This is a genomic window from Streptomyces sp. NPDC038135 (assembly GCF_055601245.1).
In genome coordinates, this window is sequence record NZ_JBVJXS010000004.1 from 260,053 (window position 1) to 277,692 (window position 17,640).

Here is a 17,640-nt window from a genome sequence, read left to right on the forward strand (position 1 = left end):
CTCTCCCTCGATAGGACGACTTCCATGAACGAAAAGCCTGTTGATTGCCCCCGCTGCGCGTTCGAGACCGTCACCCGGCTCGCCACGTCACCCGTCCCCGGAGTATGGGATGTGCTCCAGTGCGGCCGCTGCCTGTACACCTGGCGAACCATCGAACCCGCCCGCCGCACCCGTCGCGATGCCTACCCGGACGCCTTCAAGCTGACCGAGGCCGACATCGACGACGCCATCGAAGTACCGGCCGTCCCACCACTGCGAAGCCACAGCTGACGATGCCGTGGCCGTCGCCTCGGGCAGTGCCGGGTTGCTCGCGGCGGCTCGTGCGAGGGAGCTGCCAGAGGCGTCGATCAAGATCCTCAGGGTCGAGAGAGCGAGGGCCGGGTTGGCGGCCGCGTGACGGCGTGTGACGGCCGGATCCGCCGCCATGCGGTGGAACGGGGCGGCAGGACAGCCCGGGTGGCGGGCCACCGCGGCGAAGACGGGCGGTCCGTCGCGGGACGGGGCCGGGGCCCGGGGCCCTGGGCGGCCGGGGACTGGGCCAGGAGGCTGGTGATCACTGTCCGCAAGCGGTTCGTCGCCGGTGCCGTCGCCCGGGCCGACAGGCTGCGCAGCGAGTTCGACGACGCGTTCCCCGACGAGGTTCCCCCCTCGCAGCGAGGCGACGGAGCTGCGGCAGCCTGGTGAACCTATGGCACCGTGTCCGACCTTGTCCGCAACGTCCGGGACACCCGCCTGGCGCCTCAACCGCCTGCGGGGCAGGGCGTGTGCCACAGGTTTCTCCGGTGGGCGGCACTGCTGAACCTTACGTAGATTTGAGAGCGAGCCATTGGCAGGGAATGGGTGTGGAACCCGACATCGACTACTCCGGGGTGTTCGCCGCCCTTCCGAGCCCGTGCCTGGTGCTCGGCACGGACCTGGTGATCGCCGATGCCAACGCGGCCTTCTGCGCGGTGACCGGACGCAGCCGTGGCGAGCTGGTCGGGCAGTACCTCTTCGACGCCTTCCCCAGCAATCCCGCCAGCCCGGAAGCCGACGGGGTGGCGACGCTGAAGGACTCACTGCACCGTGTCCTGTCCTCCCGCCAAACGGATCACATGGCGTTGCAGAAGTACGACATCCCGGTCGCCGGCAATCCCGAGGTCTTCAAGGAGCGGTGGTGGACCGCGATCAACGTGCCGGTCCTCGGCCCGGGCGGGGAGGTCGCCTGGATAGTCCACCGGTCCGAGGACATGACCGAGGTCGTCCGTGCCCGCCGCACGGCGGATCTGCCGTCGGTGAGTCCCGGCCGGGAAGCGGCCATGGAGGCCGAGCTGTACTCCCGGGCACGGCAGCTGCAGCGGCTGAACGAGGAACTGCGGCAAGCTCACGCCCGTGAACGGCGCATCGCCGTCGCTCTCCAGGAAGCCATGCTTCACTCCCCCGACCTGGCCCGGCACCCGGATGTCGCCGTGCGCTACCTGCCCGCGACCGGATCACTGAACGTGTGCGGCGACTGGTACGACGCGGTGGACCTGCCCACGGACCGCTTCACGGTCACGGTCGGCGACGTGGTCGGCCACGGGCTGATGGCCGCCACCGTCATGGGCAGGCTCCGCAGCGCGCTGAGCGCCGCCACCCGCGCCGTTTACGGCCCTGCCCAGGCTCTTGAGGTTCTGGGGTTGTATGCGCGCTCCGTCGAGGGCGCGCTGGCCGCCACCGTCGCCCAAGTCCTGGTGGACTGTCACAGCCGCCTGCTGTTCTACAGCAGCGCCGGCCACCCCCCACCCGTTCTTCTGCATCCGGACGGGACCTGCACTCTGCTCGACCAGGCCACCGACCCCCCGCTGGGCGCCCGCCCCGAACACGTCCCCAGGCCACAGGCCACCGCGACCTACACTCCCGGCGACACTTTGATCCTTTACACCGACGGTCTGATCGAACGCCGCGGTGAGGACATCGACGCCGGGCTGTCCCGGCTGATCTCCACGCTCGCCGCCTGCACCGCGTTCGGCGCGGAGCACCTCGCCGACGCCCTCCTCGCCCGCCTCGACGTCGCCGGCGGCGCCGACGACGACATCGCCTTGGTCGTCGTCCGCCTGGACGGGTCGACCAAGCCGTCGGCGCCCTGAAAGGAAACCGTCGGCCGCTCGGGCGCAGCGGCCCCGCAGGCAGGAGGAGCAGGGTTCCACTGCTGGGCCTGCGGGGCCGTTGCATGTCTCACGTACCCTGCGGTGCGCCCGATACGCCCGATCCCTCCCAACCGCCAGCGGGATGGCCGGTTACGCGAGTGGGGCCCGGCCGTATGCGGCCGGGCCCCACTCACTTCCCGCGCACGGCGCGTTCCGCGCGCCAGGTGTATCTGTCGTCTACCAGCGGTACCAGCGGCCCTTGCGGCCGCCACTGTCCGCCGTACGGACGACGAAGCCCAGCAGCCACACGACGAGCACGATCACCGCGATCCACCACAGTGCCTTCAGCGCGAAACCCGCACCGAAGAGGATCAGGGCCAGCAGAAGAACCAGAAGCAGGGGAACCATCGTTATCAACCTCCTGGCCAACAGGTGCCCTTACCTCATGCTGACAAGCCCACAAAACAGGAGTTACTTTCGCAGAGGACGGGGCATATGCGCGGGCCCCGCACGCCGGACATGGTCCCCCAGCCCCGTCGGGGTCGGGTCGCGGCGGGCCGGGCACCGCGTTTCGGCTGCCCGACCAGACGCTCCCTCAGCTACAGGTACGGGCGGGTGATCAGCTCGATCGCGTGACCGGCGGGGTCCTTGAAGTACACCCCGCGACCGCCGTGCTCGCTGTTGATCTCGCCTGGGCGTCGCATCTGCGGATCGGCCCAGTGCTCGATGCCGCGGTCACACAGCCGCCGATAGGCCCGGTCGAACAACTCGTCGTCGATCAGGAACGCGTAATGCTGCATCTGGATCTCCACCGGCGGCTCGGCGAACTGGAGCAGCACGCCGTCGGAGAGCTGGATGTTGGTGAACGGGCCCCAGGACGGCGCTTCGGGGACTTCCAACAGCTCACGGAAGAACCGAGCCGACTCGTTGCGATCTTCGGCCGCGATGATGGTGTGGTTGAACGTGACTGTCATTCAAACCTCGATGTGGTTCGACACGGAAGACGGACTCGTAGTGCACGAGTGTCGGGAGGTCCGCGTGCCGAACCGAGGGGGTGCCTACCGCGCACCCGGTCATCGATCAGCCCTCCACCGGATAGCCAATCCGTGCGTGGCGCAGCGCCGGTCCGGTGTTCATGTCCGGTGACCCTACTCAGTCTCGCCGGCTGCGACAACAGCGAGGCACCCGTGACAGCCGACGGCACGAACCGGTCCGGGGCTCCGGCCGCCGGCGGTGGCCGGAGCCCCTGGACCGTACCGCCGGGTGCTTCACGCGTTCGGCGCGCGCCGCTGTCCGCGCAGTCCGGCCAGCGCGGTCAGCACGGCGTCGCTGGCCTTCCGGTCGCCCACGGTGAGCCGCAGGCCCTCGTTGGGGTAGTGGCGCACCTGGACGCCGGCGCCGGCGAGCGCCGCGGCGCCCTCGCCGACCGGATCGGGCGCCGCGAGCCAGACGGAGTTCGCGTGGCCGGCCGGTACCCGCCAGCCGAGGGACACGAGCTCGTCGCGGAGCCGCTCGCGTTCGGCGACGACGGTGTCCACGCGCCGGCGCAGCTCGCTCTCGGCCCGCAGCGAGGCCTTCACCGCGGCCGCTGCCACCGCGTTGATCCCGAAGGGCAGCTGCTGCCCGCGGATCCACTCCACCAGGGCGGGGGCGCCCAACCCGTAGCCGATCCGCAGTGCCGCGAGACCGTAGGCCTTGGAGAACGTACGCAGCACCAGCAGGTTGGGGTACGCACCCGAGAGTGCCGGCGAGTCCGGCAGGTCGGCGCCGCGGGCGAACTCCACGTACGCCTCGTCGAGGAGCACGGTGACGTGCCGGGGAACCCGGCGCAGGAATGCCGACAGGGCCTCGGCACCGATGAGGCTGCCGGTGGGGTTGTGAGGGTTGCACAGCACCACGACCCGCGTGCGGTGGTCGAGCGCCGCGAGCAGGGCGCCCAGATCCTGGTGTCCGTCCGGCGACAGCGGTACGGGGACGGATCGGGCGCCGGCCATGGCGGCCAGTAGGGGATACGCGTCGAACGTGCGCCAGGCGTGGGCCACGGTGTCGCCGGGCCGGACCACTGCCCGGAACAACTGCAGCGCCACGCCGACCGATCCGCTGCCGACGGCGACCCGGTCGGGAGGCACCCGGCACCAAGCGGCGATCCGCTCGGTGAGGTCGTCGGGGTGGAACTCCGGATAGCGGTGGGCCTGCGCCACGGCCCGCCGCATCGCCTCGCGCACCGAGGGCAGCGGCGGATACGGACTCTCGTTCAGGGCGAGCCGGTGCAGCACGGGGACGTCCACGGCTCAGCTCCGTCCGCCGTGCCAGCGAACGGCGACCGCACCGGCGAAGTCGCCCGCGTGGGCGAAGCCCCCGAGCACCACCAGATCGCCGTCCGCCACCTGCCCGGAGCCGATCGCCCGGTCCAGGGTGACCGGGATCGCCGCTCCGAACAGGTTCCCGCACTCGTCGAAGGTGTCCAGGTGCCGTTCGGCAGGCAGCAGCAGCGCCTCGCGCCAGTTCCGCAGGAAGGTGCGGTTGGGCTGGTTGGTGATGAGCATGTCGATGTCGGTGCTGGCCACGCCGAGCCGTCCGCACAGCTCCGTGACCACCTCGGGCACGAGCCTGTTGCCCCGCGCCAGGACCTTGGCCACGCTCGAGTCGGTGAACCCGATCCGCAGCTGGGACTCTCCCGGTTCCCAGTATTTGCGACCGTCGTCGACCGCCACCGTCATGTCACCGGCGTACTCGCCGATGTGCCGCGTCTCCACGCCGAGGACCGGCGACCCGGACGACGTCGTCACATACCCCACACCGCACCCGTCGCCCGGGATCGCCGCCTGGGCGAGCCTGCGCACCTCGGACTGGGTGAACCACTGCCCGGCGGCGCTCTGCGCGTTGCAGATCAGCGCCGTCTTCGCGTCGGTGGTGGCGAGGATCTGCCGTGACAGCTTCAACATGTGGACGAAGGACGCGCAGCCCGCGTTGGCCACGTCGACGAGCCACTCGGGGTTCAGGCCCAGCCGGCGCGCCACCTCGGTCCCGGCGCCCACGAACGGCAGGTCGGGCAACTGGCTGTGCACCAGAAGCACGTCGACGTTCCGGATCTCGGCCCGGCCGTGCCGTTCGATCAGCGGCTGTACGGCACGCTCCACCATCTCGGCGTTGGTCTCGTCCCGGGCCACGTGGTGCCGTGCCGGCGGGACCCTGAACATGGGGTGGTGGCGGAGCTTGTCCTCCGCTCCGGGGAACTCCGTGTAGAACTCCGCAGGAACCGGCTCGCCGGGCAGATAGCTCGCGACGTCGGTGAGGCTGACCGTGGTCACGGCGCCACCGCCCTCGCCGGCGCCGAACCGACCGACAGACCGTTGCGATGGCGATGCTCCAGGATGGCCTTGAGGTTGCGCATCTCCAGGGTGTGGCCGGCGTAGAAGAGGTCCCAGTAGTCGCCCACCCAGGGCCGCTCCGGGCTGGGAGCCAGCTCGGGGTGCGGGTTGTCGTCGTAGTAGGGGTGCCGGCAGTTGGTCCACGTGATCACCGAGCCGGGCCTGTCGAGTACCAGCCGGGCCGGTACGACCCGCATCAGGTAGATCATCCACAGCTTGTCGCCCTGGTCCCAGGAGCAGTGGTAGTCCACGGTCATGGCCTCACGGTTGGCGAGCACCCTGCAGTAGATCGGGGTGTCGTCCTCCAGCCGGTCCCTGCCGGCCCACAGCCCCGGCGTGCCGGTGGGAGCGAAGTCCCGCAGGCTGCAGGTCCACTCCTCCAGGTGGTGTCCCTGGCGCAGGTAGTCGTACGCCTGCTCCGGCGGGCAGTCGACGTACTCGTGGATGGTGCAGTACTGCCCGTGGACCTGGTGGTGCGGATACACCGCGTGGGTCAGCTCCATGCAGTGGGCGGTCAGTTCTTCCTTTCCTGCGCTCTCGATGCGGACCAGACCGGGGATGTCAGCCAACGTGGACGGCTTCTCGCTCATCTGAATCCTTCTTGCTCTTGGTGACTTCGGCGGTTTCGGTGGTTCGGGTGCCTTCGGCGGCGAAGGACCGGAAGGGAAGGAACGGGGGGATTTCCAGCGGGTCGCAGGCCACCGAGACCAGCACCGGGCCGTCGCCCTCGTTGCCGCGCAGCAGTGCCCCGCGCAGCCGCGCCGCGTCGGTGGCGTCCGTGGCCGGCAGAGACGGGAAGGCGGCGGCCGCTCCGGCGGCGAGGTCGGTGGGTGCGAACAGGTCGTCGTCGCGGGACCGGCCCTGGAGGAACCGCTCCCGCAGCGCGCACATGGCGTGCGCGTTGTTGTTGAGGATCACGAACGTCACGGGTGCGCCGTACTCCACGGCGGTGTGCACCTCCATGCCGTGCATGAAGAAGGACCCGTCGCCGGCGAGGACGTAGGTGCGCCGGCCGGTGGCGAGCGCGGCGCCGATCCCGGCGCCGAAGGTGTAGCCCATGCCGCCCATCCCGACCGCCACCACGAAGCGGCCGTGGCGCGGTGCCGGGAGGAGATGGATCGCGCACGCACCGGCGTTGCCGGCGTCCACGAAGACGTTCGCGTCCGGTGGGAGGGCCACCTCCACCGCGGCGACCGCCCGGGCGAGGGGGACGGTTCCCTCCCGTGCCGGGCGGGAGGGCACCGGCGCGGGCACCGGGCCGGCGTGCGGTGGGCAGGGGCGTGGGTGGGACGGCAGCCGGGCGGCCACCGCGCGCAGCGCGTCGCGCACATTCCCGCCGAGCGTGCTGCCTGCCACGAACGGCGGCTCGGAGCCGAGGCAGACGACATCGGTGGCGGTCAGCGCCCGGTCGAGGCCGCCGCGTGCCAGGAGCGGCAACCGGGTACCGACGAGCAGGCACAGGTCGGCCCGCCGCAAGCAGTCCTCCACGTTGGCGTGGCCCATCACCCCGGCCACACCGGCGAATCGCGGATCACGGTTGTCGAAGACGTCCTTGGCGTCCGGGGTGACCGCCACCCAGGCCCCCAGCCGCCGGGCCAGTGCCGCGAGATCCTCACGCGCGCCGGTGGCGGCCACCTCCTCGCCGGCGACGACGAGGACGCGGCCGGCCTTGCGAAGGGCGTCCGACACGGCGGCGACGGCGGCCGCGCCGGGCGGGGCCGCGGATGCCGCCGCGAGATCGTCCGGCACCTGCGCCTCACCGTGGACCGGCACCCGGATCCGGGCTTGCTGCACGTCCTTGGGCAGCAGCAGCACGGCCGGACCGCGGGGAGTGGACTGTGCCGCAGCGAGTGCCCGGGGCAGTAACTCCGCGAACGAATCCGGGTCGTCGACGCGGGCGCAGAACCGCGACACAGGGGCGAAGACGTCCCGCGCGTCGAAAGAGCCCGCTTTGCCGCTGGAGTCCTGGAACGCCCCGTGCCCTTCCTGGCCGGTCGGCGGCTGTCCCACCAGTGCCAGCACGGGCACCCGGGAGGCATGGGCCTCCGCCAGCCCTGGTACCAGGTTCATCGCCCCACCACCCGAGGTGGCGGCGACCACGCCGAGGCGCCCGGTGGTGCGCGCGTACCCGTCGGCCATGGTGACGGCGGAGAACTCGTGTTTGGCGACGACGCCGCGGACGGTGCCGACGCGGTGCACGGCGTCGTACAGGTCCTCGATGTTCGCGCCGCCGACCCCGAACATGTGGGTGACGCCGGTCCTGGCGAGTTCCCTTGCGAGAAGGTCGACCAGGCGTACCGATTCAGATCCTTCGCACGGTCCTGGAGCCGTGGTGGTCATAAGGGGGGCTCCCCTCCCTTTCGTGGTGCCGGTCGATGAGGCCGGACGGCGAGATGACCTGGAAGCGCAGCCGGTACTCCTTGGGGGTGAGCCCCAGGGTTCGTCCGAAGGAGCGGAAGAACGTCTCGGGGGCCGAGAATCCGCAGCGGCCGGCTATCTGGCCGATCGCCAGGTCAGTGGTCTCCAGCAGTTCACGGGCCCGGGCGATACGCGTGCGCTCGACGTACTGGCCGGGTGTCATGCCGACTTCGCGCCGGAACACCCGGGCGAAGTTGCGCTGGCTCATGGTGGCCCGCCGCGCGATCTCGGCCACGGGCAGCGGGCCGTCCAGGTTGTCCTGGATCCACTCCTGTGCCGCCCGGATCGGCGGATGGTCGGCCAACTGGGCGTCGAGGACGGCGCTGTACTGGGACTGCCCTCCGTGCCGCTTGAGGAACAGCACAAGGAACCGCGCCGTCTCCAGTGCCAGCGCCGACCCGTGGTCGGCCTCCACCAGGGCGAGCGCCATGTCGATCCCCGTCGACACGCCCGCGGACGTCACGAAGGGTCCGTCCCAGACGAAGATCGGCTCCGCGTCCACCGTCACCCGTGGATAGCGGCACGCCATCGCCTCGCTGTACGCCCAGTGCGTGGTGGCGCGCCGGCCGTCGAGAAGGCCTGCCTCGGCCAGCAGAAACGATCCGCCGCACACGGAGGCGACTCTGCGCGACCGAGCCGCGGCACGGCCGATCCAGGAGACGAGTTCCCGGTCGCGCAGCGCGTTGTCGAGACTCCAGCCGCCCGGCACCAGAAGCGTGTCGACCGGGCCCTCACCCGCCTCCAGCGGCGAGGCGTGCACCACCACTCCCGAACTCATGCGCACCAGCGGTGCGTCGGCCGAGACGAAGTCGGTCCGGTAGGGGGCGCCCGTGGGGCCCAGAAGCCGGTTCGCCGTATCGAACACTTCGATCGGTCCGGTGACGTCCAGGGCCATCGCACCGGCGTACACCACCACAACAACACGTCGCTCCAACACGGTCACAGCCTGTATCGGCTACCGCACTGGCTGCAATGACAGATTACTGACGCATCCGGCCACCGGGCCCCGCCGCACACGCGGACAACGCGCTGGCGAGGCACTTCGCGCGCAGAGCGGGCTGCTTCGAGTGAGGCAGCTCACAGGGTGTGGCGGTGCGGTGGCCTGTCCGCCCCGACGGCGCAGTGGTCCGGTCAGGCCGCCGGCGCCCGTCTCGTACGCCTTCGGGACCGCAGCCGGTCAGCGGACGATCCGGGTCACGGGCGCGGGAAGCGGGCGCGCACGTCGTCGATGCAAATGTCCCGAGATGTGGGCCCGCCGAACCGAAGACGGTCGTAGGCGGTGAACGCCGGTTCCAACGTGTCGAGTTCGTCGACCAGAGCGTGCAGCCGAGCAGACCACTGCGCTGAACCGGCATCCGGCTCTTTCGCCGCGGCGCCGATCGCGGCCGTCAGGTAGTCCTTGCGCTGAATGTTGGCCGGCGTCACCGAGTGCAGACACACGTACTGTCCGCTGAGATACGAATTCCACTCCGCCTTCCCCGTGATCGGGTCGGCCCAGTGAGCGGTGAACCACGCTTCGAGCAGGTCTTCGCCGCCGGCCCCGTCGGCGAGAGCGAACAGGTCGGCCGGCACCATCTCGGCACCGTCGGAGCGCAGGTATCCCGGAAGCGGCAGACGCTGCCCCAGCATCAGCCGACGGACCGCATCGACGTCGCGATCATGGACTGCGCACAGTTCCTCCAGGACGACGAACTGCGCACTGACATATACGTCATCGGCATCGGTCATCGGATGATGTCCGTTGACCTCGTGGAACCGCTCGACGAGTTGCTGCTTCAGGTCCGTCTCCGGCACAGGGGCCTCCAGCGTCATCAGCGCGGGCATCTCCCGCGCAGGACTCGGCACGCTATAGGCAAGACAATTCGGCACTCACCGAACCATCGGGGAGGGACGGGCGGCTGGGGTGACGTGACGCGGCACCAGAGCGAGCATGATCCCTACTGCCCCCGCCGATCACGGCTGGGGCGCCGCTGGTCGGGGTGGGCGGCCCGGTCGGCCGGCGGTGTGCCGGGACGGCCTTCTCCCAGGGACCGTGCGATGACCCGCTCCATCGTCGCCTCCGGCAGTGCCGGGTTGCTCGCGGCGGCTCGGGCGAGGGAGCTGTCAGCGGCGTCGATCACGGTCTCCAGGGCCGAGAGGGCGAGGGCGAGGTTGACAGTCCCGCGGGCAGGGCCGGGTTGTCGGCCAGTCCCAGCAGCGCGTCACGCACAGGGTCCCTCTCCTCGACGACCCGGCCTGCCGGCCACCTGGCGGTGGCTGTCCGCGGCAGGTCGATGCGACAGGAGCCGGTGTAACAGGAGCGGCGCGCCGCCGTCCATCGCATTGACCGGGTCCACCGGCGGACGTCGCGGTCAGCCGGGTACGGAGGGGGGCCATGGCCTGCGGGCTGCCGCCGCGACCTCGGCTTGGCCTGTAGGCGTACGAACGCGCGTGGAAGGCCCTGGTGACGGGCCGAGCACGGGTCGCTACCGGGAGCCGCTCATCTCCGGGCTCGTATGCGACGAGCCTGGGCATTGACCGCGCGACGCTGATCGACGCGAACCGCTGTGCCGTGACGACCAGGGGACCGCCCTGCCCGGTCAGTCCGCGGTGGGGACCGGTGTCTTCTGCTCCGCCGTCGGCGATGCCTGCGTGATCACTTCGGAGCGCCGGCGGTCCCGGTCCATGACACCGCCCGTGAAGGCGAGGCCCAGACCGGCCACGGCGAGCGCCGCGCCGACCAGGTTGGGCGCGGCCCAGCCCCAGCCGGCCGAGATGACCAGACCGCCGAGCCAGGCGCCGCCCGCGTTGGCCAGGTTGAAGGCCGAGTGGTTGGACGCCGCCGCCATGGTCGGGGCGTTCTTGGCCTTGGCCATGAGCAGCATCTGAACGGGTGTGGTGATGAGGGAGCCCATCGCGCCGATGAAGGTGATCGTCACCAGCGCGGGGACGGTGCTGTGGACCGCGAAGTAGAACGTCACCAGGGCCGCGGCCAGCAGGATGAGCCCCCAGTACATCGTCGGGCGCAGTGCGCGGTCGGTGAGCGGTCCGGCGATCAGGGTGCCGAGCGTCATGCCGACGCCGTACAGCGCGAGCACCCAGGTCGTCGACGAGTCGGAGAGTCGGGTCAGGTGCGTGAGCATCGGGACGAGGTAGCTGTACACGGCGAAGAAGCCGCCGAAGCCCACGACGGCCGTGGCCAGACCGAGGACGACCTGCTTGTTGCCCATGGCCCGCAGCTCGTGCCGGACGCCGGACTGCTCCCCGCGCGGCTGGTGCGGGACGAACGCGGCCAGCGCGGCCAGCGCGACGAGGCCGATGACGGCGACCGCGCCGTAGGCGGAGCGCCAGCCCAGATGCTGGCCGAGGGCCGTGGCGGCCGGAACTCCGACGATGTTGGCGACGGTCAGTCCGAGGAACATCTTCGAGACGGCGCGTGCCGCCCTGTCCGCGGCGACCAGCCGCGAGGCGACTACGGCGCCGACGCCGAACAGCGCGCCGTGCGGCAGGCCCGCCAGGAAACGGGCGGCGAAAAGCGTGCCGAAGTCGGGGGCCAGGGCGGACGCCGTGTTGCCGATCACGAACAGTCCGGTCAGGAGCAGCAGCAGCCGTTTGTGCGGGACACGCGCGCATATGCCCGTCAGCAGCGGAGCGCCGACGACGACACCGAGCGCGTAGGCCGACACGACGTTGCCGGCGTGCGGTACGGACACACCGATTCCGTCGGCGATCTGGGGCAGCAGCCCCATGGTCGCGAACTCGGTCGTGCCGATACCGAACGCGACGACAGCCAGGGCCAGCAGAGCCAAGGGCATGGTGCAGGAGAACCTTTCGAAGACGACGGGCCGGGGACCGGGAGCGGGGCTGTGCGGACTCGTCCGCGGATTCCTCGCCCGGCCGCGCCGGTCGTCATGACCCGCAGCGCCCTGGGAAGAGGGTGAGCCCACAGGGATGCAGCAATGGAGCGGAGGAATCCATTCCAAGATCGCCTGGCGATGTGCGGCATCAGGCTGAGCGCGGACGCCCTGGCTGCGGCGGTCGGCTACCGGCCGGTGAGCAAGGATAGCCGTTGCGATTCGGACACCGTCCCGGAGGGTCATACCTCTGTGTGGAGGGCCGGCTGCACGATCGCGTGCTGTTCGGAATGCTCCGCGAGGAGTGGACGAACCCCCGCACGACGACCAAATCACGCCGACTCTGACCGCCGCCGAGCTGATCGTCTCGCGGTGACGCCGGCTCGGATCCCCTGCGAGGCCGAGTGGGTCCGGTGCTTCCGGACCCATTTGCGGCGCCCCTTCCCAAACGTGCCGCAGCAACTCGGCCGGCACGAACGAAGCGCAATTCGGCCGAGATGCGCCGTCGCGTCACCCGCCTTCCGGCCGCCGGTACCCCGCTGTGGCGCGGCGACGTGCGGAGGGAGCGGGCGCGGTACTCCATGCCTGTTCAGAGCGCGAATTTCGGCTACTGGTCGGTAACCCTCATAGATCGTTCCACCGGGCCCTCCTGGGTCGTTCGGCGCCATCCTCGGACGCTAGGGTGACGGGCGCCTGACGGTTGCCCTTGCCGGGCTGCCGGGCTGTCGGCGTACGCATCTGCACACATGCGCGTGTCTCTCAGCGGTTTTGATCCAGTGTCCGACGACGTCGTACCGCTTGTGCCGAGGGTGCCGACATGGAGAGAAGAAGGTACGTGAGTTCCCTACACAGCGCTCCACGGCGCACTGGCGTCAACCGAGTCGGGCCCGTACCTGGTCGCGCCCCGCAGGAAGTGCCCGGCCTTCGAGTCTGTGCCGTGTGGGCAACCGAACAGGTCTGGGGTGGACGGTGACGGGCAGGTTCGAGTCCATGCAACTGACCTCGCACCCCGACAGACCCATCGCGCCGGCAGACGGCTGGCGCGGGACCGCCCCGGGCCGCCCGGCGTTCCCGGCGCCACCGGGTCACACAGCGACCACCCCGGCCCCGGTCAGTGCCGAGGACGTCGCCCTGGTACGGGGCAGTCTGACGATTGTGGCTCCTCATGTCTCCGAGCTGGCCGCGCACTTCTACAGCATCCTGTTCGCGCGTTACCCACAGGTCAGGAATCTGTTTCCGGCTGATCTCGATGTCCAGCGGGAACGTCTGGTGCGCGGACTGCTGCGCATCGTGGAACTGGTCGACGACCCCGACAACCTCATAGCCTTCTGCTCCCGCCTGGGTCGCGGCCACCGCAAGTTCGGCACGCAGAGCGCCCATTACCCCGCCGTCGGCGAATGCCTGCTGCAGGCCCTCTCCCACTTCGCGGGCCCGGCATGGAGCCCGGCACTGGCGGCGGCATGGCAGCGCGCCTACACCGCGGCCGCGGACGTGATGGCCCGGGCCGCGGAGGAGGACGCCCGTGACCGTCCCGCCGTGTGGGACGCGCATATCGTCGGGCACGTGCACCGCGGGCATGGAATCGCCGAGATCACCGTCCAGCCGCACCAGCCCTACCCGTTCGTGGCGGGCCAGTACGTGAGCGTCGAAACGCCTTGGGCACCGAGACTGTGGCGCCAGTACTCCCCCGCGCACGCCCCACGTCCCAATTCCGAGCTGACCTTCCACGTACGGGCCGTACCCGGAGGACAGGTCAGCAACCCGCTCGTCCACCAGGCTCGCCCCGGAGACCCGCTCCGGCTCGGCCCGCCGGAAGGCGACATGGTCCTGCGCCAGACCCCGCAGCGGGACCTGCTGTTCGTGGCCGGCGGCACCGGCCTCGCCCCCATTCGCGCCCTGATCGAGGAAGCGGCCCGGGACGGCATCGGCGACGCGCGTGAAGTCAGCCTGTTCATCGGCGCCAGAACGGCGGACGAACTCTACGGACTCGATGACATGCTGCGCATGTCCCAGCGCTACCACTGGCTCCGCGTCCGGGCAGCGGTCTCCCACGAGCGCATCGTGGGGCTGGAGGGCACGCTGCCCGAGGTGCTGGCGGAGTTCGGCCCGTGGTACCGGCACGAGGCGTACCTGTGCGGCCCGCCGCAGATGCTGGGCGAGGCCGTGCAGGCCCTGCGGCGCCATGGTGTGCCGCCCCGGCACATCCACTACGACCCCTGGGACACCCCCGTGCTGACCGCCCCGTTGGGGCCGCCTCCGTCCGACGAGGAGACCGACCAGCTGTGAACGGATCCGAGACGCCGGGCTCCACCGGAGAACGGCTGCTGCAGCAGCAGCTCGGCACCACCGACCGGGCGGCGGAGTTCTACGACCGCCAGGTCCACCCCTACCTGACGCCCGCCATGAGGGAGTTCATAGCCCGGCAGAACATGGTGTTCCTGTCGACCGCGGACTCCGGGGGAGCCTGCGACGCCAGCTTCCGCTCCGGGCCGCCGGGCTTCTGCGTCGCCCTCGACGACCGCTCGCTGGCGTACCCCGAGTACCGGGGCAACGGCGTCATGGCCAGTGCGGGCAACATGACCGAGAATCCCCAGCTCGGGATGCTCTTCATGGACTTCACCCACGACCACATAGGGCTGCACGTGAACGGCACCGTCCGGCTGTACACGGACCACGAGATCCGCGCGTGGTATCCGCGACTGCCGACCGAGACGGCGCCCGGTCGCCAGCCTCACCTGTGGGTGCACGTCACCGTCGAGGAAGCGTACGTCCACTGCTCCAAGCACATCCCCCACCTCGAGCCGGCCCCGCGCCCCCGCTCGACGACGGACCGGAACCGCCCCAAGGACAGCGCGTACTTCCCGGAGCCCGCCCCTGCCCACCAGGCCTCCGAACTGGTCGACGCCCAAGCCGGCCGCACCTCCTGGCGAGACCGCCTGCGGATCCGCCCCTGACCCCACGACGCCTTGGTCCCCGCGTACCGCCCCGCGGTTGCGGGAGCCCGGCTGTCGGCGCACAACGTCGGCGACGCCGGCCGGGGATTGCCCCGGCCGGCGCTCCGTCACTCGGTCATCTGGTCACGAGTCAGCCGCCGGCGCAGATGCCGGGCGAAGAACTGGGCCGCCGCGTCGCCCGCGAACTGCGGGACGCCCGCGTGCCCGCCCATGTTGGCGTTCAGCGTCTTCTCCTTGGAGCCGAAGGCGTCGAACAGGTCCAGGGCTGCCTGCCGGTGGTTCCCCTCGTCGTCCCACTGCAGCAGGACGTGCAGCGGAATGGCGACCTGGCGGGCCTCCTCGAACATGACGCGGGGTACGAAACTCCCGGCGAACAGAACGGCGGCCGAGATGCGCGGCTCGACCACCGCGAGCCGGACGCCGATGGAGACGACTCCCCCCGAGTACCCGACCGGGCCGCCGATCTCCGGCAGCGACAGAAGGGCGTCCAGGGCGGCCTGCCATTCCGGGACCGCCTTGTCGACGAGAGGGAGGACGAGGGCGTCGATGATCTCGTCGCCGACGGGCTCGCCGGCCTCCATGACCCGGCGCATGTCGGCCCGGGCCTGCTCGGCGGCGGCCCAACGCGGCCGGTCGCCGATCCCGGGGAGTTCGATGGTGGCCGCGGCGAAGCCGTCCGCCGCGGCCTGCCGGGCGCGCGCCACCAGCCGGGGGTACATCCTGCGCAGCCCGAGCGGAGGGTGGCCGAGCAGGATCAGCGGGGCCGGTGTGGACGCGGATGCGGATACGGGCGTCCACAGGATGCCCGGGATCTCGCCGCCGAGGGTGAAATCGCGCTCGAGGACGCCGTCGTCGAGGCGCTGTTCGGAAGTGAAGTGCATGGTCGTGCCTTTCGGGAGTGCGCTTGAACGGCGCTCCCGGACGACCTACCGCCCGACCGCGACCCCAGAGGGGAGCGCCCATGTCGATACTGCGTTCACGGGTCTCACCTCCTGGTTCTCTGTACGGCCTCTGGGAGGTTAGCAACGGCCCCCCTGGTCCGCCAACGGGTTTTCGCGGCGTTCCGGAAGGGGCTTGGCACGCGACGGCTCCACCCTTTATCGTCATGCTGACATTTACTGGGCAAGGAGCACTCCATGGCTGTCAGCGACGTCCTGGGCGAGATCGTCGCGCCCCTGAACACCGTACTGTTCGGTTTCGGCCGCGATGCGGTGACCTGGGCGGAGCTGCTCGGCTTCGCCACGGGTGCGGCCTGCGTCTGGCTGACCGTCAGGGCGCGGATCGCCAACTTCCCCGTCGGCATCGCCAACAACCTGTTCTTCCTCGTCCTGTTCTGGAGCGCCCAGTTGTACGCCGACGCCCTCCTGCAGGTCGTGTACCTGCTCCTGGCCGCCGTCGGCTGGTGGACCTGGCTGCGCGGCGGCGAGCGCCGTTCCCCCCGCTCCATGGGCCACGCCTCCGTGCGCACCATCGCCGTCCTGCTGCTGCTCGCCGTACCCGCGACCTGGGGCCTGACCGTCGTCCTGGCCCGCGCCCACGACATCGCACCGTTCTGGGACGCCCTCACCACCACGCTGTCACTGATCGCGCAATGGCTCCTCAACACCAAGTCGTACGAGAACTGGTACTTCTGGATCGCCGCGGACGTGGTCTACATCCCGCTGTACTTCGCCAAGGCGCTCTATCTGACCGGCATCGTGTACGTGCTCTTCCTGACGATGTGCCTGCTCGGACTGCGGGGTTGGCAACGGCAGTTGGCCGCGGGCCGGTCGGCCGCCGCGACCGGCCTGGTGCGCGCGTGAGCGCCCCCTTCGACCACGGACTGGTCATCGGCAAGTTCTATCCCCCGCACGCCGGCCACCACTTCCTGGTGCGCACCGCGGCGGAGAACTGCCGGCGCGTCACGGTCGTGGTGATGGCAGCCGACGTGGAGTCGATACCGCCGGCCGTCCGGGTCGGCTGGCTGCGGGAGGCGTACGCGGACAGCCCGCATGTGGCCGTCACCGGCGTCGTCGACAACATCCCGGTGGACTACGGCAGCGACAGCGCCTGGACGGGGCACGTCGCCCTGATGCGTGAGGGGGTGGCCGCGGGAGCCCATGCGACCGTCCCGGTGGACGCGGTGTTCACCTCAGAGCCGTACGGCGCCGAGCTGGCACGCCGGTTCGGCGCGGCGAACGTTCGCCTGGACGTCGCACGAGAGACGTTCGCGGTCTCGGCCACCGCGGTGCGCGACGACCCGGTGGGCCGCTGGGACGCGCTGGAGCCGCCGGTGCGGGCCTGGTTCGCCCTGCGGGTGGTGGTGCTGGGCGCCGAGTCCACCGGCACCACCACGCTCTCGCGGGACCTCGCGGAGGCACTGCGTCAGCGTGGCGGTCCGCATGCGCTCACGCGCTGGGTTCCCGAGTACGGGCGCGAGCTGACCGTCGCCAAGCTCGCGGTGGCCCGCGCGCTGGCCGGGCGCCGCGGCTTGCCGGAGCCCACTGTCTTCGACCTGGAGTGGAGCGACGCCGACTTCGAGGCCGTCGCGGCCCGCCAGTCGGCCGAGGAGGAGCGCGCCGCCCGTGACGGCGGGCCGGTGCTGGTGTGCGACACCGACGCGCTGGCCACCACCGTCTGGCAGGAGCGCTATGTCGGCCGGACCACCGAGGCGGTGCACGGGCTCGCCGACGCCATGCCGCCCAGGGCGCTGTACCTGCTCACCGGCCACGAGGACGTGCCGTTCCACGACGACGGCCTGCGCGACGGTGAGGAGTTGCGGCCCTGGATGACCGAGCGGTTCCGCAAGGTGCTGTCCGGTCTCGGTGTGCCCTGGCAGGAGGTGGGCGGCGACCGCACGACCCGGCTGCGACTCGCCCTGGAGGCGGTCGACCGGCTGCTCGCGGAGGGCTGGCGCCTGGCCGCACCGCTCGGCTGAGCGCGGCGGCACGGTGCGTCGGACGATGCCGACGGCGGC

18 protein-coding genes are annotated in these 17,640 nt (G+C 70.8%); 7 read left to right on the forward strand and 11 right to left on the reverse strand.

What is annotated here, in order from left to right; genetic code table 11:
• The first annotated feature begins 24 nt into the window (after positions 1-24).
• From ACZ7JA_RS12795 to ACZ7JA_RS12805, 3 genes are all read left to right on the forward strand, one after another.
• A complete protein-coding gene (locus ACZ7JA_RS12795; protein ID WP_389297813.1) occupies positions 25-270 on the forward strand; it encodes a non-oxidative hydroxyarylic acid decarboxylases subunit D in 246 nt (81 codons plus the stop codon).
• Between the two features lie 279 nt (positions 271-549).
• A complete protein-coding gene (locus ACZ7JA_RS12800) occupies positions 550-684 on the forward strand; it encodes a hypothetical protein (RefSeq protein WP_470808565.1) in 135 nt (44 codons plus the stop codon).
• 158 nt (positions 685-842) lie between these two features.
• Positions 843-2,108 (forward strand): PP2C family protein-serine/threonine phosphatase, encoded by a 1,266-nt coding sequence (locus ACZ7JA_RS12805; protein ID WP_470808072.1) that lies wholly within the window; start codon positions 843-845, stop codon positions 2,106-2,108.
• Positions 2,109-2,345: 237 nt separating this feature from the next.
• On the opposite strand, the gene ACZ7JA_RS12810 is transcribed toward ACZ7JA_RS12805, so the two are convergent.
• The 10 genes from ACZ7JA_RS12810 to ACZ7JA_RS12855 form a co-directional block, all read right to left on the reverse strand.
• Complete coding sequence (locus ACZ7JA_RS12810) at positions 2,346-2,516, reverse strand: DUF5670 family protein (protein WP_011113206.1); 171 nt, start codon at positions 2,514-2,516, stop codon at positions 2,346-2,348.
• 191 nt (positions 2,517-2,707) lie between these two features.
• Entirely contained in the window at positions 2,708-3,082 is a 375-nt protein-coding gene (locus ACZ7JA_RS12815) for a VOC family protein (protein WP_389447409.1), read from the reverse strand.
• A gap of 294 nt (positions 3,083-3,376) precedes the next feature.
• Complete coding sequence (locus ACZ7JA_RS12820; protein WP_470808073.1) at positions 3,377-4,396, reverse strand: histidinol-phosphate transaminase; 1,020 nt, start codon at positions 4,394-4,396, stop codon at positions 3,377-3,379.
• Between the two features lie 3 nt (positions 4,397-4,399).
• Entirely contained in the window at positions 4,400-5,419 is a 1,020-nt protein-coding gene (locus ACZ7JA_RS12825; RefSeq protein ID WP_389297806.1) for a ketoacyl-ACP synthase III family protein, read from the reverse strand.
• Positions 5,416-6,069, reverse strand: a complete 654-nt coding sequence (locus tag ACZ7JA_RS12830) for an SRPBCC family protein (RefSeq protein WP_351663571.1) — start codon at positions 6,067-6,069, stop codon at positions 5,416-5,418. The genes ACZ7JA_RS12825 and ACZ7JA_RS12830 overlap by 4 nt, the downstream gene beginning before the upstream one ends.
• Positions 6,041-7,819, reverse strand: coding sequence for a thiamine pyrophosphate-binding protein (locus ACZ7JA_RS12835; protein WP_470808074.1), 1,779 nt, complete (start codon positions 7,817-7,819; stop codon positions 6,041-6,043). The genes ACZ7JA_RS12830 and ACZ7JA_RS12835 overlap by 29 nt, the downstream gene beginning before the upstream one ends.
• The gene (locus tag ACZ7JA_RS12840; protein ID WP_470808075.1) at positions 7,782-8,834 is read right to left on the reverse strand and encodes a GlxA family transcriptional regulator; all 1,053 of its coding nucleotides are present in this window, start codon (positions 8,832-8,834) and stop codon (positions 7,782-7,784) included. The genes ACZ7JA_RS12835 and ACZ7JA_RS12840 overlap by 38 nt, the downstream gene beginning before the upstream one ends.
• A gap of 257 nt (positions 8,835-9,091) precedes the next feature.
• Positions 9,092-9,709 carry a DUF6058 family natural product biosynthesis protein gene (locus tag ACZ7JA_RS12845; RefSeq protein WP_470808076.1) on the reverse strand — a complete coding sequence of 206 codons (618 nt, stop codon included), beginning with the start codon at positions 9,707-9,709 and terminating at the stop codon, positions 9,092-9,094.
• A 125-nt stretch (positions 9,710-9,834) separates the two neighbouring features.
• Positions 9,835-10,017 (reverse strand): hypothetical protein, encoded by a 183-nt coding sequence (locus tag ACZ7JA_RS12850; protein WP_389447417.1) that lies wholly within the window; start codon positions 10,015-10,017, stop codon positions 9,835-9,837.
• 459 nt (positions 10,018-10,476) lie between these two features.
• Positions 10,477-11,691, reverse strand: a complete 1,215-nt coding sequence (locus tag ACZ7JA_RS12855) for an MFS transporter (protein ID WP_351663563.1) — start codon at positions 11,689-11,691, stop codon at positions 10,477-10,479.
• A gap of 1,194 nt (positions 11,692-12,885) precedes the next feature.
• Here ACZ7JA_RS12855 and ACZ7JA_RS12860 point away from each other — a divergent pair.
• Both ACZ7JA_RS12860 and ACZ7JA_RS12865 read left to right on the forward strand, forming a co-directional pair.
• Positions 12,886-14,016, forward strand: a complete 1,131-nt coding sequence (locus ACZ7JA_RS12860; protein ID WP_351663561.1) for a globin domain-containing protein — start codon at positions 12,886-12,888, stop codon at positions 14,014-14,016.
• On the forward strand, positions 14,013-14,684 hold the full coding sequence (locus ACZ7JA_RS12865) for a pyridoxamine 5'-phosphate oxidase family protein (RefSeq protein WP_389447420.1): 672 nt from the start codon (positions 14,013-14,015) through the stop codon (positions 14,682-14,684). Before ACZ7JA_RS12860 ends, ACZ7JA_RS12865 begins: the two co-directional genes overlap by 4 nt.
• Positions 14,685-14,791: 107 nt before the next feature.
• Here ACZ7JA_RS12865 and ACZ7JA_RS12870 read toward each other — a convergent pair whose 3' ends face one another.
• Positions 14,792-15,565, reverse strand: a complete 774-nt coding sequence (locus ACZ7JA_RS12870) for a dienelactone hydrolase family protein (protein ID WP_470808077.1) — start codon at positions 15,563-15,565, stop codon at positions 14,792-14,794.
• Between the two features lie 255 nt (positions 15,566-15,820).
• Here ACZ7JA_RS12870 and pnuC point away from each other — a divergent pair, with 255 nt between their 5' ends.
• Both pnuC and ACZ7JA_RS12880 read left to right on the forward strand, forming a co-directional pair.
• Complete coding sequence (gene pnuC / locus ACZ7JA_RS12875; RefSeq protein ID WP_389297792.1) at positions 15,821-16,486, forward strand: nicotinamide riboside transporter PnuC; 666 nt, start codon at positions 15,821-15,823, stop codon at positions 16,484-16,486.
• Entirely contained in the window at positions 16,483-17,601 is a 1,119-nt protein-coding gene (locus ACZ7JA_RS12880; RefSeq protein ID WP_470808078.1) for an AAA family ATPase, read from the forward strand. Before pnuC ends, ACZ7JA_RS12880 begins: the two co-directional genes overlap by 4 nt.
• The last annotated feature ends 39 nt before the right edge of the window (positions 17,602-17,640 follow it).